The organism is Humibacillus xanthopallidus, from assembly GCF_006717145.1.
Classification (GTDB): Bacteria; Actinomycetota; Actinomycetes; order Actinomycetales; family Dermatophilaceae; genus Humibacillus; species Humibacillus xanthopallidus.
Map to the genome: position 1 here is coordinate 1,438,426 of NZ_VFQF01000002.1, position 22,558 is coordinate 1,460,983.

General features: G+C 70.9%; 18 protein-coding genes. 11 read left to right on the forward strand and 7 right to left on the reverse strand.

Going from position 1 to position 22,558, the window contains the following annotated elements; translation table 11 throughout:
* Positions 1 to 51: 51 nt before the first annotated feature.
* Genes FHX52_RS17340 through FHX52_RS23960 form a run of 3 tightly spaced genes read right to left on the reverse strand, consistent with a single transcriptional unit; the run spans position 52 to position 2,686 of the window.
* Positions 52 to 603, reverse strand: a complete 552-nt coding sequence (locus FHX52_RS17340; RefSeq protein WP_141823529.1) for a DUF1003 domain-containing protein — start codon at positions 601 to 603, stop codon at positions 52 to 54.
* The gene (locus tag FHX52_RS17345; protein ID WP_141823530.1) at positions 600 to 1,907 is read right to left on the reverse strand and encodes a magnesium transporter MgtE N-terminal domain-containing protein; all 1,308 of its coding nucleotides are present in this window, start codon (positions 1,905 to 1,907) and stop codon (positions 600 to 602) included. Before FHX52_RS17345 ends, FHX52_RS17340 begins: the two co-directional genes overlap by 4 nt.
* 17 nt (positions 1,908 to 1,924) lie before the next feature.
* Entirely contained in the window at positions 1,925 to 2,686 is a 762-nt protein-coding gene (locus FHX52_RS23960; protein ID WP_185747343.1) for a hypothetical protein, read from the reverse strand.
* 89 nt (positions 2,687 to 2,775) lie between these two features.
* Between FHX52_RS23960 and FHX52_RS17360 the strand changes: the two genes are divergently transcribed.
* Positions 2,776 to 3,903, forward strand: a complete 1,128-nt coding sequence (locus tag FHX52_RS17360) for an HpcH/HpaI aldolase/citrate lyase family protein (RefSeq protein ID WP_246070087.1) — start codon at positions 2,776 to 2,778, stop codon at positions 3,901 to 3,903.
* A complete protein-coding gene (locus FHX52_RS17365; RefSeq protein WP_141823531.1) occupies positions 3,900 to 4,781 on the forward strand; it encodes an HpcH/HpaI aldolase/citrate lyase family protein in 882 nt (293 codons plus the stop codon). The genes FHX52_RS17360 and FHX52_RS17365 overlap by 4 nt, the downstream gene beginning before the upstream one ends.
* Positions 4,782 to 4,912: 131 nt before the next feature.
* Here FHX52_RS17365 and FHX52_RS17370 read toward each other — a convergent pair whose 3' ends face one another.
* On the reverse strand, positions 4,913 to 6,196 hold the full coding sequence (locus FHX52_RS17370; RefSeq protein WP_246070089.1) for a hypothetical protein: 1,284 nt from the start codon (positions 6,194 to 6,196) through the stop codon (positions 4,913 to 4,915).
* Between the two features lie 76 nt (positions 6,197 to 6,272).
* Between FHX52_RS17370 and FHX52_RS17375 the strand changes: the two genes are divergently transcribed.
* Together FHX52_RS17375 and FHX52_RS17380 are read left to right on the forward strand one after the other, a co-directional pair.
* The gene (locus tag FHX52_RS17375; protein WP_141823532.1) at positions 6,273 to 7,184 is read left to right on the forward strand and encodes an extensin family protein; all 912 of its coding nucleotides are present in this window, start codon (positions 6,273 to 6,275) and stop codon (positions 7,182 to 7,184) included.
* Between the two features lie 411 nt (positions 7,185 to 7,595).
* A complete protein-coding gene (locus tag FHX52_RS17380) occupies positions 7,596 to 8,276 on the forward strand; it encodes a nitroreductase family protein (RefSeq protein ID WP_221630629.1) in 681 nt (226 codons plus the stop codon).
* Here the strand turns inward: FHX52_RS17380 and FHX52_RS17385 are convergent.
* Positions 8,266 to 9,045 (reverse strand): DinB family protein, encoded by a 780-nt coding sequence (locus tag FHX52_RS17385; protein WP_141823534.1) that lies wholly within the window; start codon positions 9,043 to 9,045, stop codon positions 8,266 to 8,268. The genes FHX52_RS17380 and FHX52_RS17385 overlap by 11 nt on opposite strands.
* 167 nt (positions 9,046 to 9,212) lie before the next feature.
* Between FHX52_RS17385 and FHX52_RS17390 the strand changes: the two genes are divergently transcribed.
* Positions 9,213 to 9,866 carry a hypothetical protein gene (locus tag FHX52_RS17390; protein ID WP_141823535.1) on the forward strand — a complete coding sequence of 218 codons (654 nt, stop codon included), beginning with the start codon at positions 9,213 to 9,215 and terminating at the stop codon, positions 9,864 to 9,866.
* A gap of 22 nt (positions 9,867 to 9,888) precedes the next feature.
* Here FHX52_RS17390 and FHX52_RS17395 read toward each other — a convergent pair whose 3' ends face one another.
* Positions 9,889 to 10,794, reverse strand: a complete 906-nt coding sequence (locus FHX52_RS17395; RefSeq protein ID WP_141823536.1) for a serine protein kinase RIO — start codon at positions 10,792 to 10,794, stop codon at positions 9,889 to 9,891.
* A 256-nt stretch (positions 10,795 to 11,050) separates the two neighbouring features.
* Between FHX52_RS17395 and FHX52_RS17400 the strand changes: the two genes are divergently transcribed.
* The 4 genes from FHX52_RS17400 to FHX52_RS17420 all read left to right on the forward strand — a co-directional run bounded on the left by FHX52_RS17400 (position 11,051) and on the right by FHX52_RS17420 (position 18,683).
* Entirely contained in the window at positions 11,051 to 15,502 is a 4,452-nt protein-coding gene (locus FHX52_RS17400) for a DUF7362 domain-containing protein (protein ID WP_246070091.1), read from the forward strand.
* Between the two features lie 164 nt (positions 15,503 to 15,666).
* On the forward strand, positions 15,667 to 16,866 hold the full coding sequence (locus tag FHX52_RS17410; protein ID WP_141823537.1) for an acyl-CoA dehydrogenase family protein: 1,200 nt from the start codon (positions 15,667 to 15,669) through the stop codon (positions 16,864 to 16,866).
* Positions 16,867 to 16,914: 48 nt separating this feature from the next.
* On the forward strand, positions 16,915 to 17,508 hold the full coding sequence (locus FHX52_RS17415) for a YflT domain-containing protein (RefSeq protein ID WP_246070093.1): 594 nt from the start codon (positions 16,915 to 16,917) through the stop codon (positions 17,506 to 17,508).
* A gap of 101 nt (positions 17,509 to 17,609) precedes the next feature.
* Positions 17,610 to 18,683 carry a hypothetical protein gene (locus FHX52_RS17420; RefSeq protein ID WP_141823538.1) on the forward strand — a complete coding sequence of 358 codons (1,074 nt, stop codon included), beginning with the start codon at positions 17,610 to 17,612 and terminating at the stop codon, positions 18,681 to 18,683.
* A gap of 40 nt (positions 18,684 to 18,723) precedes the next feature.
* Here the strand turns inward: FHX52_RS17420 and FHX52_RS17425 are convergent, their stop codons facing one another.
* Entirely contained in the window at positions 18,724 to 20,271 is a 1,548-nt protein-coding gene (locus FHX52_RS17425; RefSeq protein WP_141823539.1) for an aminopeptidase P family protein, read from the reverse strand.
* 112 nt (positions 20,272 to 20,383) lie between these two features.
* Between FHX52_RS17425 and FHX52_RS17430 the strand changes: the two genes are divergently transcribed.
* Entirely contained in the window at positions 20,384 to 21,943 is a 1,560-nt protein-coding gene (locus FHX52_RS17430) for a threonine/serine exporter family protein (protein ID WP_246070095.1), read from the forward strand.
* An 83-nt stretch (positions 21,944 to 22,026) separates the two neighbouring features.
* The gene (locus tag FHX52_RS17435; RefSeq protein WP_141823540.1) at positions 22,027 to 22,554 is read left to right on the forward strand and encodes a MaoC family dehydratase; all 528 of its coding nucleotides are present in this window, start codon (positions 22,027 to 22,029) and stop codon (positions 22,552 to 22,554) included.
* The last annotated feature ends 4 nt before the right edge of the window (positions 22,555 to 22,558 follow it).

A 22,558-nucleotide genomic window follows, 5' to 3' on the forward strand; every position in this document is an offset into this window, starting at 1 on the left:
CGGGGCCTCACCGCCGCGGGCGGCCTCGGCCCCCTGTGCCCTCGCCCACGTTCAGCGCTGGTCCGTGGCCGCCTCGTCCTCGCCGCGGATGAGCGAGCGCTCCTCGAGCTCCTCGAGGAGGTTGCGCAGCTCGGAGCGGACGAAGTCGCGCGTCGCCTGCTCGCGCAGCGCGATGCGCAGCGAGGCCACCTCGCGGGTGAGGAACTCGGTGTCGGCGAGGTTGCGCTCGTCGCGGGCCCGGTCCTGCTCGAGCGCCACACGGTCGCGGTCGGCCTGGCGGTTCTGCGCGAGGAGGATGAGCGGCGCGGCATACGACGCCTGGAGGCTGAGCATCAGCGTGAGGAAGATGAAGGGGAACTCGTCGAAGCGCAGCTGGGCCGGCGCGGCGACGTTCCAGACGACCCACACGGCGACGAAGATCGTCATGCCGATGATGAAGCCGGCCGTGCCCATGAGGCGGGCGAACTGCTCGGACAGGACCCCGAAGGCCTCCTGCGAGAGCGTGATCCTCGGCAGCACCCGGGCGCGCTGCTCCTGGGGCTGGTCGAGCTTGTCGCTGTGCCCGGCGCGGGCGGCGCTGCGGCGCTCGGAACGCTCGCTCACGGGCGCACCCCGATCTCGTGCCGCTCTTCACGCCAGTCCTCGGGGAGGATGTGGTCGAGCACGTCGTCGACGGTCACGGCCCCGATGAGCCGGCCGTTCTCGTCGACCACGGGCAGCGAGACGAGGTTGTAGGTCGCGAGCGTGCGGGTCACCCGCTCGAGGGAGTCGCTCGCGGCCACCGGCTCGATCTCCTTGTCGATGATCGACCCGATCGCGGCGTGCGGCGGCTCACGGAGCAGCCGCTGGATGTGGACGAGCCCGAGGTAGCGGCCCGTGGGAGCCTCGAGCGGCGGACGGCAGACGTAGACCATCGAGGCGAGAGCGGGCGCGAGCTCCTCGCGGCGCACGGTCGCCAGGGCCTCGGCGATCGTCGCCTCGGGCCCGAGGATGACCGGCTCGGTCGTCATCATGCCGCCGGCGGTGTTCTCGTCGTAGGCGAGCAGGCGACGCAGGGGAGCGGCCTCGTCGGGCTCCATGAGCTGGAGCAGCTGCTCGGCCTGCTCGGGCGGCAGGTCGGCGAGCAGGTCGGCGGCGTCGTCGGGCTCCATCGCCTCGAGCACGTCGGCGGCGCGGGCGTTGGCGAGGCCCGCGAGGATCTCGACCTGGTCGTCCTCGGGCAGTTCCTCGAGGACGTCGGCGAGGCGCTCGTCGTCGAGCGCGGCCGCGACCTCGGCGCGCCGCTTCGGGTTGAGGTCGTGGATGACCTCGGCGAGGTCGGCCACCTTGAGGTCGTCGTAGGTCTCGAGCAGGCGCTCGGCGCTCTGCGCGCCCAGCTGCTCGTGCAGGCCGACGACGTCGCGGATGTCGACGAGCATCGTCTTGCCCGACCGTCGTCGGGTGAGGCGTGACATCGCCTTTGACGCCGAGGAGACGCCGGTCGCGGCCTGCCGCACGAAGACCTTGACGCCGAGCCAGTCCCGCCGCGGACCCTGCTCGATCGCGAGGTCCTCGACGAGCGCCGACGCGAAACCGGCCTCGACCGCCTCGGGCGCGGTGACGGTCACGGTGCGGTCGAAGAGCTCGGCCGCGACGAGGACCTCGTTGGTGCGCTGCTCGAAGCGGCGCATGTTGACCAGGCCCGTCGTGATGACGGCGCCCGCGTCGATGGAGGTGACCCTCGTCATCGGCACGAAGACACGACGGCGGCCCGGCACCTCGACGACGAGACCGATGACGCGCGGCTGGGGCCGGGTGGCGGAGAACATCACCACGACGTCGCGCACGCGTCCCACCTGGTCACCCAGCGGATCGAAGACCGCGAGGCCGGTGAGGCGCGCGACGAAGACGCGGGTGCTTGCGCTCATGGGGCAAGGCTATGGGGTCAGCCGCTGCGCCGACGCCCGCCACGTCGTTGCCGCTTGGCCCGCAGCTTCGCGCGCTCCCGGGCGGCCTTGCGTGTGGCCCGTTCAGCAGCCTTGGCCCGCTTCCGGGCCGCCTTCTCCTCGCCCCGGCCACGCCAGTGCCAGGGGCGCCAGGACGTCGTCGTGGCAGCGGTGCGCGCGGGCGCGGAGCGGGCGTCGCCGGCGGCATACGCCCCCGGCGCCTCGATCGGCGCGTCGAAGGGCACGAGCGCGGTGACGGTGCAGCCGTCGGCCCAGCGGGTCAGCGAGTCGTCGACGGCGTTGAGGCGCGACGCCCGCAGCAGCTCGGCAGCCTTGTCCCACTCAGGGGTGGCGGGCTCGAGGACGTGGGTGTGCGCGCGGAGCGTGAGCAGGCGGCCGCCGGTGTCCTTGCTGCGCAGGATGAGCCGCACCTCCTCGGGCAACCACGGCAGGGGCTGCTCCCCGGGCCCACTGACGACGTATGCCGCCCCGTCGTCCCACACGTGCCAGGCTGGCCACGCCCGGTCGCCTGCGACGTCGATCCAGAGCAGGCCCGACTTCGTCATGGCCTCGCCGAGCAGGGCGGCGACGGCGGCGGGGGAGGTGGTGGCGGAGGTCGAGGCGGAGGTCGTTGAGGAGGTGGCGCCGGGGGCCGGGGGAGCTGCGGCGGGGGAGGTGGTTCCGGCAGCGGCGGCGCCCGCGGCCTCGCCGGGCACGGCTGGTCCGGCGGTCGCGACAGGCTCGGCGGGCTGGGCGGTCACGGCACCACCCTAGTGATCCACGCCTCAGGACGGGCCCGCGTGACTGTCGTCATAACCGGCCGGCTCCGGGCGTTGCTACGTTGCAGCCCATGCGCAGCGCGAAGGACTTCTTCCGTCCACTGGCGGTGGGCGCGCCGACCCCGATCACCGAGGTCCCGGCCCGCCCGTCCCGAGTCATCCACTTCTTCGACCCGAGCAACGCCAAGATGGCGGCGAAGGTGCCGGCCATGGTCGGCACCGTCGACGTGCTGCTCGGCAACCTCGAGGACGCGGTCAAGGCCGACCGCAAGGAGGCCGCCCGCGCGGGCCTCGTCGAGATCGCCACGGCGACCGACTTCGGGGAGCACACGCAGCTCTGGACGCGGATCAACGCGCTCGACAGCCCGTGGGCACTCGACGACCTCACGACCCTTGTCACCGAGATCGGCGACAAGCTCGACGTCATCATGGTGCCCAAGGTGCAGGGGGCGGAGGACATCCACTACGTCGACCGGCTCCTCGCGCAGCTCGAGGCGAAGGCTGGGCTCACCCGCCCGATCCTCGTGCACGCGATCCTCGAGACGGCTCGCGGCATGGTCAACGTCGAGGAGATCTGCGGGGCGTCACCGCGCATGCAGGGGCTCTCGCTCGGGCCCGCCGACCTCGCCGCCGACCGACGGATGAAGACGACCCGCGTCGGAGGCGGGCACCCCGGCTACCTCGTGCGCACCGACCCGGTGGACGGCGACGTCCACGGCGAGCGGACCACCGCGCAGCAGGACCTCTGGCACTACACGATCGCCCGGATGGTGGACGCCTGCGCGATGCACGGGATCTACCCGTACTACGGCCCCTTCGGCGACATCCAGGACGTCGTCGCCTGCGAGGACCAGTTCCGCAATGCCTTCCTCCTCGGCTGCGTCGGCACCTGGTCGCTGCACCCCGTGCAGATCGAGATCGCCAAGCGCGTCTTCAGTCCGTCGGCGCAGGACGTCGCGCACGCCCGGCGCGTCGTCGAGGCGATGGGCGACGGCACGGGCGCCGTGATGCTCGACGGCAAGATGGAGGACGACGCGAGCCTCAAGCAGTGCCTCGTCATCGTCGAGCTCGCCGAGCGCCTGGCGCAGACCGATCCCGCGCTCGCCGAGCTCTATGCCGGCACACGGGGGGCTCCGCCCCCCGTGGACCCCCCGACGACCCGCGCGGCCGGGTCCGCAGCGGAAGGTGACCAGCGATGACCGGGGGTGTGGGTGCATACCGCCCCCGCCGCTCGGTGCTCTACATGCCGAGCTCCAACGAGCGCGCCCTGGAGAAGGCGAAGACGCTCGGGGTCGACGCGCTCATCCTCGACCTCGAGGACGCCGTGGCTCCTGACGCCAAAGACGCCGCGCGCGAGAACGCCTGCGCCGCAGTGCGGTCCGGCGACTACGGCCGGCGCGAGCTGACGATCCGGGTCAACGGTCTCGGCTCGCAGTGGCACGACGCCGACCTCGCCGCCGCAGCCGCCGCCGGGCCCGACGCGATCGTCGTGCCCAAGGTCGGGTCAGCGGAGGAGGTGCGCTCGCTCGTCGCAGCGATGGAGGCGGCCGGCGCTCCGGCGCACACCCGCCTCTGGGCCATGGTCGAGACGCCGGTCGCCGTGCTGCACGCCGAGGAGATCGCCCGGGCCTCTGACCGCCTCGCCTGCCTCGTCCTCGGCACCAACGACCTCTACAAGGAGCTCGGCGCCACCGTCGTGCCTGGCCGCGCGGCCGTGCAGACGGCGCTGCAGCTCGTGCTGCTCGCCGCTCGAGCGGCGGGGGTGGCGGTGGTCGACGGGGTCTACAACGACGTCAAGGACGCCGACGGGTTTCTCGCCGAGGCGCGTCAGGGACGCGAGATGGGCTTCGACGGCAAGACCCTCATCCACCCCGGGCAGGTCGAGCCGTGCAACGAGGTCTTCGCGCCCAGTGCCGACGAGGTCGAGCAGGCCAGGGCCGTCATCGCGGCGTTCGAGACCGCGCAGGCGGAGGGACGGGGCGTCGCGACACTGAACGGCCGGCTCATCGAGAACCTCCACGTCGACACCGCGCAGAAGGTCATCGCGACGGCGGAAGCCATCTCCGCCCTCTCCTGACACCGGCTCGACCCCTACCCACCCCCGCACACGACGACCCCTCACACGGACGAACCCCCGGTTCGATGTTTCTCCGCGAGCCATGGCCCGCGCAGAAACATCGAACCGGGGGTTCTGGGGCCGCTGGGGGGTCAGCTCATGCCGATCCGTGACGCGACGATGCTCGTGACGATGACGGAGGTGATCGTGACCGTCGAGAAGCCGGCCACGATCATCTTGGGCAGGATCTCGTGCTCGATCGCCGCGACCTCCTCGGGCGACTCACCGGCGCCCTTGGCGGCCTCCTGCGACAGGATCATCGTGCCCGGGAAGCCGTAGAGCGACGTGAGCCCGATGGCGACCGACATCGGGATGCTGTAGCCGAGCAGCTTGCCAACGAGGGCCGAGAAGCCGGCGATGCCGACGATGCCGAAGAGGAAGGCGAGCAGCAGCGGGAACGCGAGCGCCGAGACGTCCGAGGGCTTCACCGTCGCGAGCGGGCCGAAGACGAGGATCATGATGGCGATCATCATCAGGCCGAGCGAGTCGATTCCACCGAGCACTGACGGCTTGAAGATGCCGGTGGTGCGCAGCGCGATGCCGAAGATCAGCGCGACGACGAAGGTGTTGAGGATGCCGTCGGTGATGTTGTTGATGCCGAGGCTGAGGAGCACGACGACACCCACGACGAAGAGCGTGCCGGCCGTCGTGCGCAGGGCCGACGGGAGCTTCGAGGTGTCGGCGGCCGCGGGGTCGTCGGCCTCGGGCAGGACGAGTGCGCCGGCGCGGTAGTCCGCCTTGAGGCGGGCGGCCTCGCGGCGCAGCAGGATCGAGGTGAGCGGGAAGCCGATGAGGCCCTGCAGCGCCGCGATGAGAACGGGGAAGATCGCGATGCTCGTGAGGCCGACACCGAGGGCGGCCTCCTGCACGATGAGCACCGAGATGGTGCCGCCGCTCAGGGCGCCGGTGCCGGCGACGACGAAGTCGAGCGCCTGGGCGTAGCCGTCGGCCACAGAGCCCGTGATGCGCGACCCGAAGATGAGGCCGGCCACGAGCAGCGCGACGCCGATGCCGAGGACGGTGGCGACCCCGATGAGGAAGGTCTTCCACTGCTTCTTGAAGTCGTCGAGGCTGATCATCGTGCCGAGGTGGACGATGATGAAGCCGACGACGACGCCGGCGAGAGCCAGCAGGCTCGAGCTCGCCAGCAGGTCCTCCGGGAAGATGCCCGTCAGAAACCCGATGAGGAAGATGATCGAGGCGACGAAGAGCGAAGAGAGCAGTGACTTCGTCTTCTTCGCGACGAAGTCACTGATCGTCCAGACGAGCATGACGACGACGAACGCGAGCACCGGGTTCAACGGAGCCTCCGAGGGATGAGGAGTGGTGGCTTGATCCAACCACCCGCCGGCCATGATCCGATGCACTTCGTCCATGGTCTTCTCGTCGCGCCGCGCGGAACCGGGGCGAGCGCCTGGGATCAGGGTGCAGCTCTCGGGCGTTGGACGGGTCATGGAAGACACGGAGCGCCGCACGCCGCAGGGCTCGCGCACGTCGGACGGTCCCCAGCCGACCGACGACTCGCGCCCGTTGACGCGCCGCCGGCTCCTGACCATCGGCGCGCTCGGCGTCGTCGCCGCCGGGGGCACGTATGCCGTGACGCAAGCGGGCGGCATACCCTCGCTGCCCGACGTGCCGGGGCTGTCGGGCCTGTCGGCGCCGGCTCCGCGGGAGCTGCGCATCGACCCGTCGCCCGTCAACTACACGGAGCTTCAGTCGAGGCGGGCCGTCGGTGAGGCTGCCTATGTCTACGAGGTGAACGGTCGCCGCTCTGCCTACTACGTCACCGAGGCCTTCGGGAAGCGGCTGGACCGGTGGATCGCGCTGCACCGCAAGCACATCGGTCAGGCCCCGGATGAGATCCGCTCCTACGGCGCGTGGGTCCGGGGCTCGACGACGTCGTGGCACAGCTCGGGCGAGGCCATCGACATCGCGCGGCTGCGTGCGGACGGCACGGACCTCGTATCGCTGCGACACGACCTCTGGCGTGACGCGCCCGCGTCGGAGCTGCGGCGCCGGCTCGCGCTCTACTGGCGGACGGCTGCGGGGCTGCACCACGAGTTCGCCGACGTGCTCACCTACCTGTTCGACGACGCCCACGCCAACCACATCCACGTCGACATCGGGCGCTTCGGACCGGAGCAGCCGCGCCTCATCCGCCGCTCGAACGCGCAGGTGCAGGCGGTGCAGGCGATGTGCCGCCACGTGTGGGGCCGCAGCGAGGTGCAGATCACCGGTGTCTACGACGACGTGACGCGTGACGCGACGACGCGGATCCTCGAGCAGGCCGGCGGGCCGGGTGAGCTCGCCGACAGCCGCGCGGCGTGGCAGGCGTTCATGGTGGCGACGATGCAGAGGGCGTGAGAGCTCGCCCCAGAGGATCGCTCTCGGTTTCGTGGGAGGGCGCAGTTGATGAAGCGGGCGACGAACTGCTCTCTCGACTGCGTGCGGGGTGCCGCCCATCCCCCCCGGGCGTGCGTCTGCACACCCGAGCTGCCCGGGTGGGCTGCACGGCCCAATCGAAAGAGCACTCCGTCGGCACGGACGATCGAGAGCGCACGCCGTCGAGGAGACCGATCGAGAGAGCACTCCGTAGGGGTTTCGTGGGAAGGGCGCGGTCCAGGGACCGGCGACGAACTGCTCTCTCGATTGTCGAGGAGGCGACGAACTGCGCTCTCGATTGGCTGGGGGGACGGGGTGCTCTCTCGATGGGGCGCACGTGGCGTTGCCGACACCGGTGGTCGGGAAGAGACGTGCGTCGGGCATGGTTGTGGGGTGCGTGAGGACGGTGAGCGCGACGTGAGCGACGAGACGGTGACGCCCTGGCGGCATACGGCCCCGGAGTCGTCAGGGCAGCCCGACGTGCTGACACCGCTGCTGCGCGAGCGCGAGAGCGTCATGATCTACGACCGCACGCACGTGCTCTCGACGTCCGCCCTGCGCGCCATCCTCGAGGCCGCCCGTTGGGCGCCGTCGGCCGGCAACTCGCAGCCGTGGGGCTTCATCGTCGGCCTGCGCGGTGACGAGACCCACGCCGCCATGGTCGACGTGCTCTCGTCGGCCAACCAGGTCTGGGCGCCCGCCGCCTCGGCGATCATCCTCACCCTGCACCAGGTGGCGACCGACGAGGACCACGAGATCGCCTACAGCGACTACGCGATGTTCGACCTCGGCCAGGCCGTCGCCCACATCACCGTGCAGGCGCGGTCGATGGGCCTTCAGGTGCGCCAGTTCGGCGGCTTCGACCACCGGGCCGCCGCCGAACGCTTCGACGTGCCAGCCCACTGGGCCGTGACCACCGGCATTGCTCTCGGGCTGCCGGCGGAGGCCGGGGCCGACGACGCGCTGCCGGAGTGGCTTCGCGCACGGTCGAGGCTCCCGCGCTCACGGCTGCCGCTCGAGGCCTTCGTCCACTCGGGCAAGTTCGGTCACGCCGCCGACTTCCTCACCGACTGACGCGGCCCTCGAGCACAGCGAGATCGCGCTCCGCGAACAGCCGGTGGTGCCACTCCTCGTTGATCACGATGAGCAGGCACTTGCGCACCTCGAAGCTGCGCGACGGGGGCCAGCTCTCGCCCGGGACCGGCTCGGTGCGAGCGGCGAGCGACTCGTCGGTGAGGCCCTCGATCACCGAGCGTACGACTGCCATGCGGCTCTGGCGCACCGCGAGGGCCTCGTCGAGCGAGGGCCGGACGCTGCGGTCGCGGGGGATGCCCTGGGTGTCGGGCATGCCGTCCCACGGCAGCTCGAGAGGGTGCCACGGCGACGGGTCGCCGAGGATCGCGCGGCTCACCCATGCGTCACTCGCAAAGGCGAGGTGGCGCAGTGTCTCGATGAAGGACCACTCGCCGTCGACCGACTCGTGCAGCAGGTCCGGGTCGAGACCGCGGGCGCGCTCGACCGTCGCTGCCCATCTGCGCTCGACGATCTGCCAGGCCTCGCGGAAGCCGGCCGGGTCGGTCGGCCGCATCCGCACGCGGTCGGCGTCCCGCCGGTCGAGCTCGGCCTCGACGAGCGGCGCGACATCGACCCCGTTGAGGACGAGGTTCTCGAACTCGCCGTCGATGCGCACGTCGGTCAGCTCGACGCCGCGCATGACGACGTCGTGCATCTCAGCCCCACGGAACCACGACCGCGAGAAGTCGGTGTCCACGAACTCCGAGTCGGTGAGCAGGGCCCGCACGAACCGGGACCTGCTCAGGTCGTCACCGGTGAAGTCAGCCATTCCGTGAACGTAGCGGCGAGCGCTGACAGTGTGGCCGCGTCGGTCGATGGCCCCTCTGGACGTGACTCCCAGAAGGGGCGAAGTCGTTCGAGCCTGGATTTCCTCGCAGTTGCTCGCCTCTGACAAGGGACTCACACTCCGAACCAGCCCAGGGGACGACTCGAGACATGGAACCCCAGATCGTCGCCGCGATCCTCGGTCCAGCATGCACTGCACTGCTGGCCGCCACCGGCATCGCCCTGAAGAGCCTGCTCGAGCAGCGTCGCAGTCATGGATCTCGTGAGCGCGACATGCGCGTTGCAGGGGAGACCGTGGTGTTCATCGCCAGCTATCTCGCCGCGTACGAGAAGCTCAATGTCGCACCTGCGGAGGAGGCGGCGGTCAAGGTGCGGGCCACCAATGATCTAGAGGCCTCCTACCAGAGCATGATGGCTGCCGCAGTCGATGAGCAGCTCAGTGACTCCAAACCCGACTGGTCAAAGGTGGTCAAGGCCACGTTTCTCATTCCCCTCGAGAGACCAGCGGCCCGGGTGGTTCGTGCGATCTACTACTGCGCGCTCGTCTACGCCCTCGCCGTGTCCGCTCTATACGTGTCGTTTTCCTTCACCGCAGAGGAGGCACAAGGTGGCAGGGCCGTGGGTCTGGTGAGCGCCATCATCCTGCTTCCCTTCAACGTCCTTCCCGCGCTGCTGTTGCACATGTGGGCACGGCGGCTGGAGCGAGGTGCCCAGGCCGAGGCGAACGATCTCCCGGCAACGAACCGGTCGGGCTCGTGGCCGGTACCGTCCGGCCAGCCGCTCACCCGCCCGCCGGGCGCGTGAGCGGCCGTCGACCGCCGCTCATCTACCAGCGCGACGTGGCTGCAGCCATGAGGTCACCGAAGAGCAGGCCGTCGTCGACGGCATACCCCCGTCTGGTGAACCACTGGGCCATGTTGTGCGCGTCGCGCTCGAGGAACTCCGGCCCGTGCGGGTTGCCGATGACGTCGACGATCTGCGGCCAGTCGATGATGACGAGACGCGACGCGTCGCCCTCACCCTCGAGCAGCACGTTGTAGGGCGACAGGTCACCGTGGGCCCAGCCGAGCTCGGCGAGGTGGATCATCGCCTCGCGCAGCTGCTCGAAGAGCAGGGGCAGCACGTCGCGCTCGGGCCGGGTCTGCGAGAGGCGGGGCGCCGCGCTGCCGTCGCGAGCGCCGATGAACTCCATCAGCATCTCGTCGTCGGACAGCTGCACGGGGTAGGGAACGGGCAGCCCTTCCTCCCACAGGCGCACGAGCGTCTCGAACTCCGCGAACGCCCAGAGACCGCTGATGAGCTCCTTGCCGAACGCGGTGCGGGTGCGCATGGCGCGGTTCTCGCGCGACTTCCGAACCCGCCGCCCCTCAAGGTAGCCCGAGTCGCGGTGGAACATCCGGTGCTTGCTCGACCGGTAGCGCTTGCCGGCCATGAGCACGTCGCGCTCCGGCACGCCGGGCACCCAGCGGCGCACGAGGTGCACGTCGGCCTCCTTGCCCGTCTTGAGCACGCCGAGATCGCTCTCGACGGCTCCGAGGTCGGTGATCACCCAGTCGGGGCGTGGCTTCGGTCCGTGGGTGGCGCCGTCCCAGCTCGACCAGCGCTCACCCTCGGGCGGAGCGTCCGGCTGGGAGTCGACGGCGAACTGCTCACTCTCGAGCGCGGACAGCCGTCGGTCGGTCAGACGAGAGGGGTGGACCTCGTCGTCATCGTGGAATGCATTGAATGACAAGGGAACTCCAAGGAAGAAGTGATGTGGGCTGGCATGCCCGGGGCCGTCATCGACATGTCACCCTCCTCGGGTCCGGTGCGGTGCCCTGTGGCTCCGCGGTCGTCCCCGACGATCCCCGATGCCCATCGGGGAGCGCAACCGAATATCCGTGCCGTCGGAGCCGTCACTTTGCGGCAATCCGTATCACTGCGCCCGCCAGCGGCTCTACCGTGGCAGGGAGACGAACCGTCGTGGGTCTGTCGGAGGGGAGTGGGGTATGCCGTCCGCGTCCTTTGGTGGGGGAGCGGTGCGCGTGCGCACTCCCGGCGGCTACGACGCGACCCCGGCCAGTGACCGGGGCGACCGTGACCTCGGTGACGGAACCGGCCACGCCGCAGCCAAATCGGCTCTGCTGGCCGCACTCGGCGAGAGCGACTTCGAGGTCGTCGACCGCATCGACCTCACTCCCCGGCGCAGTCGAGACCTCGCGTCACCCGGTCCGGCGAACCGTCGCGGCACCGTGAGCCTCGACGTCGACGTGGCGCCGACCGACGACGCCGTCGTCCTGCTCGAGCGGGACGGTGTCTACTCGTGGCACCTGCCGCTGCGCCCGACCGGTGGCACGCGGTCCCTCGAGGCCCGAACGCTGTCCTTCGAGATCGACGTCCAGCCGCGGAGGCCGACGTCGGCGAACGTGCGGGCAGCTCGCCACGCTCGTGCCCTGACCGCCGAGCAGCCCCACGACCGTGGGCTGCTCGGTGACCTCGTGCACGGTGCGGTGCAGGCGATCGTGCTTCGCTTCGTGGCGCCGCTCGTCGTGGGTGGTGTCGTCCGCAAGCTCGAGGAGGCCGTCCGCCCGGGCCTCGTCCACGCCGCCGGCCCCGCAGCCGGGTCCTGGCAGCCTCTCCGCGCCGGTGCCACCCTGGGCCTGCCCACGGACCGCCCGGTGCGGGTGCTGCTGCTCGTCCACGGCACGTTCTCGTCGACGGTCGGGGCGTTTGCCGCGATGGGCCTGGTGCCGGGCGCCGAGGGCTTCCTGCAGACGGTGCTCTCCGCCTACGACGCCGTCATCGGCTACGACCACCGGACCCTGAGCGTCGACCCGAGACAGAATGCTGTCGACCTCCTCGCCGAGCTGCGACGCCAGCACCCGGGCACCGACATGACGATCGACATCATCACCCACAGCCGCGGCGGTCTGGTGACTCGATCCTTCGTCGAAGCCCTTCTGCCGCAGTCCAACTGGCCGGCCACCGTCGACAACATCGTCTTCGTCGCGGCCACCAACGGCGGCACGCACCTGGCGGACCCCGCACGCTGGCACGACCTCGTCGACCTCTACACCAACCTCGTCACGGTCGGCGCCGCCGGGCTGGCGCTCCTGCCCGGCGGGGCGCCCGTCGCTGCCGTCGTCGGCGGTGTCGTGCGCGGTATCGGGGCGCTCGTGAAGTACCTCGTGTCCTACGTCGCGACGGGCGACGACGTGCCCGGGCTTGCGGCGATGATCCCGGACGGGCCGTTCGTCACCGACCTCAACCGCGACCAGCCGGGTCAGCCGGGACCGGGCACGAACTGGCACGTGGTCTCCTCCAACTTCCACGTCAGCCTGCTCGACGGGAGCCACCGGCCACCGGAGTTCCCGAAGGAGCTGGCGGTGCGGCTCGGCGAGGGTTTCGTCGACGGACTCTTCGAGGGTGACAACGACCTCGTCGTCGACACGGCCTCCATGTCTGCGATCGGGCCGCCCTCGGGTGGCTACGTCAAGGACTCCCTCGCCCTCGGCACGAACGACGAGGTGTACCACACCAACTACTTCAGCCAGCTGCGCGTCATCGAGGCCATCGCCGGCTGGCTGCCCCTCGGCATGGGTGCGGGTGGCGGCCCCGAAGCTGCCCTCGAGGCGCCGCCCGAGACGGGTGGCGATGAGGGCGCCGAGGCCGAGCTCGACGGCGGCGTCGACCGTGAGGTGACGGGCGGTGGCGATGTCGGACTGACCGAGGTGGAGCTCGAAGCCCCGTCCCGCGCCCCCGGCCGACCTCCCAGGCTGACGGCGTCGCGTCCGTCGCGGGCTCAGCCGCCGCTCCCACCCGTTCCCCTGCCGACGACGGAGCGCCCGCCACGGAAGGCCCCGACGACGAAGGGAACGGCGAAGAAGGGGACGGCCAAGAAGGGCGCGACGAAGAGAGGCGCGACGAAGAGGGCTGCAGCGCCCGGTGTGCCGGCGACCAGTCCCGGGCAGCTAGCGGCGGAGATGCCGGCCACGGTGCGGCCCGAGGAGGACTTCACCGTCCGGGTGCGCCTGGGCACGGGCACCATCGAGGCCAGCCACGGAGCCGTGTCCGTCAGCGCCGGGGTGCAGGTAGATGCGGCGCGGCCGGTCAGAATCCAGGTCGTCGGCAAGCAGAACGCCCGCATCATCGGCGAGGACGCCAGGGCGCTGGGGCTGCCGCAGGGCGACTGGACGAGCGATGCCCAGTTCACCGCGCAGGCCCTCGAAGCCGGACCGGTCCGCATCACCGTCATCGCCCGCCAGGGCTGGGTGCCCGTCGCCAACCTGACGCTCGAGGGTGAGGCGGCCCCGACCGAGCGCAGTGGGTTGCTCCCGCTGACCGGGACCTCCCGCGCCACCGCGAAGGGGGCCTTCGACATCGACGCAGCAGGGCTCGAACGGCTGCCGGTGCTCGAGATCTTCGAGCGGCGCGTGGCGGGTGGCCGAGTCGTCTACCAGTACGCCGTGCGGGCGACGCCGCGCGGCAAGGTGAGGCACTTCGAGTCGCCGCCCCTGACCCGCAGCGAGCAGTTCGCTGCCAAACGGATCGGACAGATCGCCGACATCTGGCGCACGAGGAACCGCACCCCGGAGGAGCGCTTCTCCGACGTCCAGGACATCGGGGTCGACTTCTTCGAGCGGCTCTTCCCCGAGGAGATGCAGGAGTTCCTCTGGGAGCGGCGCGACAAGCTCGGCAACCTGCTCGTGCTCACCGACGAGCCCTACATGCCGTGGGAGATCGTTCACCTCAAGCCCCCACGTGGAGAGCGGGAGCAGGAGCCACGCTTCCTCGCCCAGGGCGGCCTCGTGCGCTGGCACTTCGACAGGGTGCCGCCACAGCGCCTGCGCGTGCGACCGGGCCGGGCGCGGTCACTGTGCCCCGTCTACGAGGACCCGGCCTTCACGCTGGCCGGTCCCGAGCAGGAGGCCCACTTCCTCGAGGAGCGCTTCGGCGCCACGCCGATCCGGCCGACGCCGCGGGCCGTGCGTGACCTGCTGCGGCGAGGGGGCTTCGACCTGCTGCACTTCGCCGGGCACGGGGCCGCCGACGCGAGGGCGATCGAGGACGCGCGCATCCTGCTCGCAGCCGGCCGACGCGACGGCGAAGAGCTGCAGGAGTACCTCTCCGCCACCAACGTGAGCGCGAACGCCGCCTGGACCCGCAAGGGCGAGGTCGGCCCCGTCGTGGTGCTCAACGCCTGCGAGGTCGGCCAGGTGGGCACCCAGCTGTCCACCGTCGGAGGCTTCGCCAAGGCGTTCCTCGACGCCGGTGCGTCCGCCTTCGTGTCGTGCCTCTGGTCGGTGCGTGACGAGCCGTCACGCATCTTCGTCGAGGCGCTCTACGACGAGCTGCTCAAGGGGGCCACCGTGGCCGCAGCCAGCGCGCACGCGCGAGCGGTCGCCCGCGACGCGGGCGACGAGACGTGGCTCGCCTACGTCGTCTACGCCCGCCCCGATGCCGTGCTCGTCACAGAGCCCGACCTGCCGGCCCCGACGACGAGTACGACCCCCGGCCCCGCCCGGCCGGGGAGCCTCACCACCCACCAGCCCAGCGGTACCGAGAGAGGACGAGCCATGACCAGCAGAGCCCTGTGCGTGGGGATCAACGAGTTCAAGACGCTGCCCCAGAGCAGCTGGTTGAACGGGTGCGTCAACGACGCCGAGGACATCGCGGCGACGCTGAAGAAGAACGGCTTCCAGTCGCGCAACGTCACGGTGCTCCGGGATGCCGAGGCCACGAAGGAAGCGATCATGAACGCCCTGACCGGCATGATCCGCAAGTCCAAGCCCGGCGACGAGGTGCTCTTCAGCTACTCCTCCCACGGCACCCAGGTGCCCGACCTGCCCGGCACCGAGGCGCCCGGCGACAAGGAGCCCGACGGCCTCGACGAGGCCTTCGCCTGCTACGAGATCGCCGTGGGGGGCGACGGCTGGGACCGCGACACGGTCATCGTCGACGACGAGCTGCGTGAGCTCTTCTCGTCCGCGCCCGACGGTGTGCTCGTCGAGGTGCTCCTCGACACCTGCCACAGCGGGTCGGGCACCCGCGACCTCGACGACATCCAGAGAGACCTGCTGCGGGGCCGACGCCCCCGGTACCTGCCGCCCCCCACCGCGAAGGCCCTGGCGCAGGCGCGCACGATCCGGGCCAACCACCCCGAGGCCGTGGAGCGCAAGGCGCTGCTGTCGCTCGTGAAGTCGCGTGGACCCAAGGCCAAGCCCGTCCTCTTCGCCGCCTGCCGCGCCGACCAGACGGCGTCCGACGCGCAGTTCGGAGGACGGCCGAACGGCGCCTTCACCTACCTCTTCCTCAAGGCCCTGACCGAGAACCCGACCGGTACCCGGACCGACCTGCACAAGGCCGTGACGAACGGTCTCAAGACCGAGGACTTCGAGCAGCGGTCGACGCTCGAGGGCCCGGTCAAGGCCAAGAAGACCGGCTTCGGCCAGCTCTGGTGAGGCGGCCGCCGCGGTGAGCCACACCACAGGTGTCCACCCTCACACGCGGCGGCACTGACCGACGGAGCTGCCCGGCGGCATACTCGGCGGAGGCGCCCCGGACGACATCGTCGACCGGGCGCGCACCCGTTGACCCCAGCCCGACGCAAGGTGGCGATCCGAGCATGTCCCGACTCCAGCAGACCGACGGCCTCACCGAGGAGCAGACCGAGCTCGTCAAGCTCGTGCGCGAGTTCGTCGAGGAGCAGATCATCCCCGTCGCCACCGAGCTCGAGCACAAGGACGAGTACCCGCAGGCGATCGTCGACGGGATGAAGGAGATGGGCATCTTCGGGCTGATGATCCCCGAGGAGTACGGCGGCCTCGGGGAGTCGCTGCTCACGTATGCGCTGTGCGTCGAGGAGATCGCCCGCGGCTGGATGAGCGTCAGCGGCATCATCAACACCCACTTCATCGTCGCCTACCTCGTGCTGCAGCACGGCACCGAGGAGCAGAAGCAGCACTACCTGCCCAAGATGGCGACCGGCGAGATCCGCGGTGCCTTCTCGATGAGTGAGCCCGGTTGCGGCTCGGACGTCTCGGCGATCAAGACCAAGGCCGTCAAGGGCGAGGACGGCGCGTGGACCATCAACGGCCAGAAGATGTGGCTGACCAACGGCGGATCGGCCAACCTCGTCGCCGTCCTCGTCAAGACCGACACGGGCGCCGACTCCGTCTACCGCAACATGACGACCTTCCTCATCGACAAGGAGTCCGGCTTCGGTGAGACCGCCCAGGGGGTCACCGTGCCGGGCAAGATCGACAAGATGGGCTACAAGGGCGTCGACACGACGGAGCTCATCCTCGACGGCCACCGCACCACCGACGCGCAGATCCTCGGTGGGGAGCCGGGCAAGGGCTTCTACCAGATGATGGACGGCGTCGAGGTGGGCCGCGTCAACGTCGCCGCACGCGGATGCGGTGTCGCGAGAAGGGCTTTCGAGCTCGGTGTGTCCTACGCCCAGCAGCGCGAGACCTTCGGCAAGAAGATCGTCGACCACCAGGCAGTCCTCTTCCGGCTCGCCGACATGGCCGTCAAGGTCGAGGCCGCCCACGAGATGATGGTCAAGGCCGCCCGCAAGAAGGACTCCGGCGAGCGCAACGACCTCGAGGCCGGTATGGCGAAGTACCTTGCGTCCGAGTACTGCTCGCAGGTCGTCGAGGACAGCTTCCGCATCCACGGCGGCTATGGCTACTCCAAGGAGTACGAGATCGAGCGCCTCTACCGCGAGGCACCGATGCTGCTCATCGGCGAGGGCACGGCCGACATCCAGCGGATGATCATCGGACGACGTCTCGTCGAGGACTACAAGCTGAAGAGCTGAGCCGGGCACCTGCCCGAGCCGCTCGGGGCGGGATGCGAGGATGGAGCCATGAGCCTGCAACCAAACCGAGCAGGGGGACGGCCCGGCTTCGCCACGCTCTCCCTCGACTACCCGATCTCGCTGGGCGTCTACGAGAAGTACGAAGACGCCCAGAAGGCCGTCGACACCTTGTCCGACAAGGAGTTCCCGGTCCAGAACGTCCTCATCGTCGGCACCGACCTCAAGCAGATCGAACGCGTCACGGCGCGGCTCACCTGGGGTCGGGTGATCCTCGGCGGTCTGCTGTCGGGCGTCTGGCTCGGTGTCTTCGTCGGCCTCATCCTCTCGCTCTTCGGCCAGCCGGCCAGCACCTTCGGCCTGCTGCTCTTCGCAGCCATGTGGGGCGGCCTCTTCGGCGTCGTCTGGGCTGCCGCCGGCTACGCGTTCACCCGCGGCCAGCGCGACTTCTCGTCGGTCACCCAGGTCGTCGCGACCCGCTACGAGGTCTTCTGCGAGCACAAGTTCGCCCAGCAGGGTCGCGAGATCCTCGCCGCCGCCGGCCTCGGCTCGACCGCGGCCCCCATCGTGCAGCCGACGACACCCCCGACGACCCCCCCGACGACGCCCCCGTCCTCCGACTCCTACCGGCCGCCGAGCGTCTGACCCCGCCAGCCGGCCATCTGGCGGCACCCGGCGGCCAGGTGCATCGAATCCTCCCTGTCGCGTGTCCTCCTTCGTGGAGGATCGTCACAGGGAGGTTTCTCATGTCCATGGCTCACGCGCGTCGCCGCGCACCACGACCGACCGCGATGGGGGGCCTCGTCGGGGTCGCGGTCGCCGCCGCCATCGCGCTCGCAGCGTGCGGACAGCCCGCCCCCGATGGGTCCCGCGACGGGCCGACGACACTGCCGGCCGTCTCGACGGGCCCGCTGAGACCCGTCACCGCGCAGCGCCTCGCGGCCGATGGCGCGCTCGAGTGCCCAGCGGCGCTCGAGTCACCCGATGGCTTGACCGTCCCCCAGAAGCCACAGGGTGTCGACGGCGCCGCCCGCCTGCTCCCGGAGCGCGACCCGGCGAGCCTCGTCGTCTGTGCCTACCCCACGATGCGGCTCACCGCCCCGACGCCGCTCACCGCGCCGTTCGCGCGGTCGGAGCGCACGGTGCTGAACCCGACTCAGCGCCGCGCCGTCGTCGAGCTGCTGACCTGGGCCTCGCGGTGGAACGGCAGCGAGCGCCCGTGCACGGCCATGGCCGGGGACGAGACGGCATACCTCGTCGGGGCGACCTACGGCGGCGCGATCGTGTGGGTCGCGGCGAAGGCCGATGCCAACGCGTGCTCCAGGGGCACGAACGGCGACTTCGTCACCGGTGACCCCGTCGGCGTGCCGCTCAAGGCGACCGTCGCCGGGCAGGCACTGCCGGCCGAGCAGCCTTGCGACGCAGCCGGACTCGGGCGACTCGACGACGACCGAACGCTCGCCCCGGAGGGCAGCCCCGCTGTGACGGTGTGTCGCCTCGACGCCAAGGGCACCTGGCAGGCGACGGCTCTCGACGCCGCCCGCAGCGCTCAGGTGCTCGACCTGCTGCGCTCGCTCCCGACGCGCCCCACCGACCACGTCTGCGAGGGCGCAGGCGGCAGCGTCGACGCCCGCTTCACCCTCCTGCTCCGGTATGCCGCCGGGCCGGCCCTGCGGATCAGCGTGGACCCCGCGTGCAGCCCGGGAGTGCTCGGGAGCGGCCTGGAGTCTGCTGATGCCGGGCCGCTCGTCGACCTCGTCGCACCGTGGAGCCCGCCCATCCCGGGGCCGGACCCCAACGGGTCGGTCTCCTCACCCTGAGTGCCGGGTTCGACCCGACACCCGGGGCGTCACCGCGCGATCAGGCCCCGCGCCCCGCCCAGACGCCTGCGATCCACGCCTCGACGTCGGCGCTCGTGCGCGGCATGGCGGCCGAGAGGTTCTCGCAGCCGTCGGCCGTGATGAGCACGTCGTCCTCGATGCGCACGCCGTTGCCGCGCAGCTCGGCGGGGACGAGCTCGTCGTCCGCCTTGAAGTAGAGGCCGGGCTCGACGGTGATGATCATGCCGGGCTCGAGGATGGCGTCGTTGTACTGCTCCCGCGTCGCGAGGGCGCAGTCGTGCACGTCGATGCCGAGGTGGTGGCTCGTGCCGTGAACCATCCAGCGGCGGTGGTACTGCCCGTGGTCGGGGTCGAGCGTGGCCTCGACGTCGATGCCCTCAGGGAGCAGCCCCCAGGCGTGGAGGTGCTCGGCGATGACGCGGATGGCGGCGGCGTGGACGTCGCTGAACTTGTTGCCGGGCTTGCAGGCGGCGATGCCCGCCTCCTGCGCGGCATACACGGCGTCGTAGATTCCGCGCTGCGCGTCGGTGAAGGTGCCGCTGACCGGCAGCGTGCGGGTGATGTCGGCGGTGAAGAGGGAGTCGACCTCGACACCTGCGTCGAGCAGCAGGAGGTCGCCGTCGGTGATGTCACCGGTGTTCTTGATCCAGTGCAGCGTGTTGGCGTGGTCGCCGCTCGCGCAGATCGAGTCGTAGCCGACGCCGTTGCCGTGGTGGCGGGCGTGCAGGCCGAAGACGCCCTCGACCCAGCGCTCGCCGCGTCCACGACGGACGGCCTCGGGCAGGTCGGCGATGACGGCGTCGAAGCCGCGGTGGGTGCCCTCGACGGCCGAGCGCATCTGCTCGACCTCCCAGTCGTCCTTGACCATGCGCAGGACGGAGAGCCTGGCGGCGAGCTCCTCGTCGGCGTCGCGCGCCCGCTCGGCGGTCGCCTCGGCCTGCTCGGAGCCGGCGGAGGCGGACGCGGCGTGGCGGGCCCGGTCGACGAGCGCGGCGACCTCGGGGTCGGCGTCGCGCACGACTCGCACCTGCACGGCGTCGACGTCCTTGGCGACGGCGTCGCCGAACTCGTCGATGTGGCGAGCCGTGACGCCGAGCTCGGACTCGATGTCGTCGAGCGTGGGGCGGGCGCCGACCCAGAACTCGCCGTAGCGCGAGTCGCCGAAGAACTCCTCGGTGTCGCGGTCGGCGAGAGGGCGGAAGTAGAGGACGGCCTCGTGGCCGTCGCTGCCCTCGCCGTCGGCGGACCGGCGCGGCTCGAGCACGAGCACGGCGTCCGGCTCGCGGTCGCTGCCGAGCCCGGTGAGGTGTGCGAAGGCGCTGTGCGGACGGAAGACGTAGTCGCAGTCGTTGCTGCGGACCTTGAGCCCGCCCGCCGGCACGACGAGCCGGTCGCCGGGGAAGGCCGCGCTGATCGCCTCACGGCGTCGGGCCGCCCAGTCGGCAGCCTCGGAGCGCGGGGTCACCGCGCTGTCGCGGGGCGACCAGCCGGTGGCGACGAACGCCCGGAACTCATCGGTGGTCGGGCGCTTGCGGCTCGGGGAGGTCTTCTGCTCTTCGCTGCTCACCCGGCCATGGTGTCACGAAGGGACCCGCCCGCCGAAGCGGGTTTGCGACGTGTGGCTCGTGGGACGAGAGGGTCGTGGGCGGTGGGTCGGCAGGGCGGCATACAGTCTCGGTGTGGCCCGCAACGACCGACCGACCCGGCCGACGGGAGCGCGGCGGGCGTTGCCCTCCCTGCGCTCGAGCACGCGGCGCGCGATGCGTCCGGACGGTCCGCCGACCGACGAGATCCCGATGTGGTCGAGCCCCGACGGGGTCGACCGCGACACCGCCCAGGCGGTCATCGACCTTGCGATGCGGGCCGGGGTGGCGATGCTCGCGACGGGCGCGTCCGCCGCCGACGTCACGGCGACGGTGCTCATGCTCACCAAGGCCTACCGTCTGACGTCGGTGCACGTCGACGTCACCTACACCTCGCTCACGGTGTCCTACCACCGCGGACCGCACGCCGACCCGATGACGATCATGCGCATCGTGCCCTTCCGCTCGCAGGACTTCACCCGGCTGGAGCGGCTGCGCGAGCTCATCGTCTCGCTCACCCAGGAGACGCTGCCCCTCGACGACGCGCGGGTGCGCTTCGACGGGGTCGTGTCGTCGCCGCACCCCTACAGGCGGTGGCTCGTCACCGGTGCGGGGGGCGTGCTGGCGGCCGGCGCTGCCGCGCTCGTCGGGGCAGGGCCCTTCATCGCCTTCGTCAGCTTCCTCACGGCTCTCGTCGTCGGGCGGGTCATGTCGTGGCTGGCCAGCGCCGGGGTCGCCTCCTTCTTCGCCCAGAGCGTGGGTGCGGCCATTCCCACCGTCGTCGCGACGCTCGTCGTCGTGCTCCAGTCGCACGGCTTCACCGTGATCGGTGACGTGTCGCCCTCGCTCGTCGTCGCCTCGGGCATCGTCCTGCTGCTCGCCGGGCTCTCGGTGGTCGGCGCTGCCGAGGACGCGCTCGAGGGCTACTACGTGACCGCCGGTGCGCGGGCCTTCGAGGTCATCGTGCTGACGCTCGGCATCACGGTCGGGGTCTCGACGGTGCTGTCCTTCGGCCAGCGGCTCGGCTTCCCGATCGCGATCACCTCGCAGACCCGGCTCACCGACGCGGTCGCCCTCCAGGTCGCCTGTGCCGTCGTCATCTCCGGGGCCTTCGCCGTCATGTCGTATGCGCGTGGCCGGGTCGTCGTGGCCGCGGGCGTCGCCGGGGCGCTGGGGTGGCTCGCGCTCGCCCTGGGAGAGCAGGTCGGCATCGGTACGATCACGGCCTCGGCGATCGCTGCAGCCACGGTCGGCTTCCTCTCTCGTGTCGTGGCCCGCCGCCTCGGCTTCTCGGCGCTCGCGGTGACGACTGCGGCGATCGTGCCGCTGCTGCCCGGCCGCCTTGCCTATCAAGGCATCAGCGAGATCGTCACCCGTCCCGACGAGACCGGCGTTCCGTCCGGGCTCACCACGCTCGCGCAGGCCTTCGGCACCGGGCTGGCGCTCGCCGCCGGGGTCGCGATGGGCACCTATTTCGCGAGCCTGCTCCAGGCCAAGCGCACGGGGGAGCGGCCCCGACCGGCCGCCGCAGCCTCGCGCACGACCGTGACGAGGGCCGTCGGTGAGCCGACGCTCTCCGACACCGGAGACCTTCCCCGCGTGATGCAGGCGCAGACCGCCGAGCCCGCGACCGAGCGGGCCCACGGGGGAGCGTGAGGAAGCACACGGCATACCCCGGTGTGCGAAAGCCGCCCACTGGGGCAGGCTGGCACCCGGACCTTCGAGGACGAGGAGTGGGCATGCAGTTCGGGCGCAGCTACGAGGAGTTCGAGGTCGGTGCGGTCTACCAGCACTGGCCCGGCAAGACGGTGACGGAGTACGACGACCACCTCTTCTGCCTCCTGACGATGAACCACCACCCGCTCCACCTCGACACGCACTACGCGGCCGGGTCGACGCAGTTCGGGCAGAACGTCGTCGTCGGCAACTACGTCTACTCCCTCCTGCTCGGCATGTCGGTGCCGGACGTGTCGGGCAAGGCCATCGCCAACCTCGAGATCGAGTCGCTGCGCCACGTCGCTCCGACCTTCCACGGCGACACGATCTACGGCGAGACGACCGTGCTCGACAAGTGGGAGTCGACCTCCAAGGACGACCGCGGCGTCGTCCACGTCGAGACGATCGGCTACAAGCAGGACGGCACCGTCGTATGCATCTTCCGCCGCAAGGTCATGGTGCCCAAGGAGAACTACCTCGAGGCCCGTGGCGGCGAGCAGCCCGGCCGCCCCGTCCCCGTGCCCGACAAGAACTGGCCGGGCCGCGACTGACCCT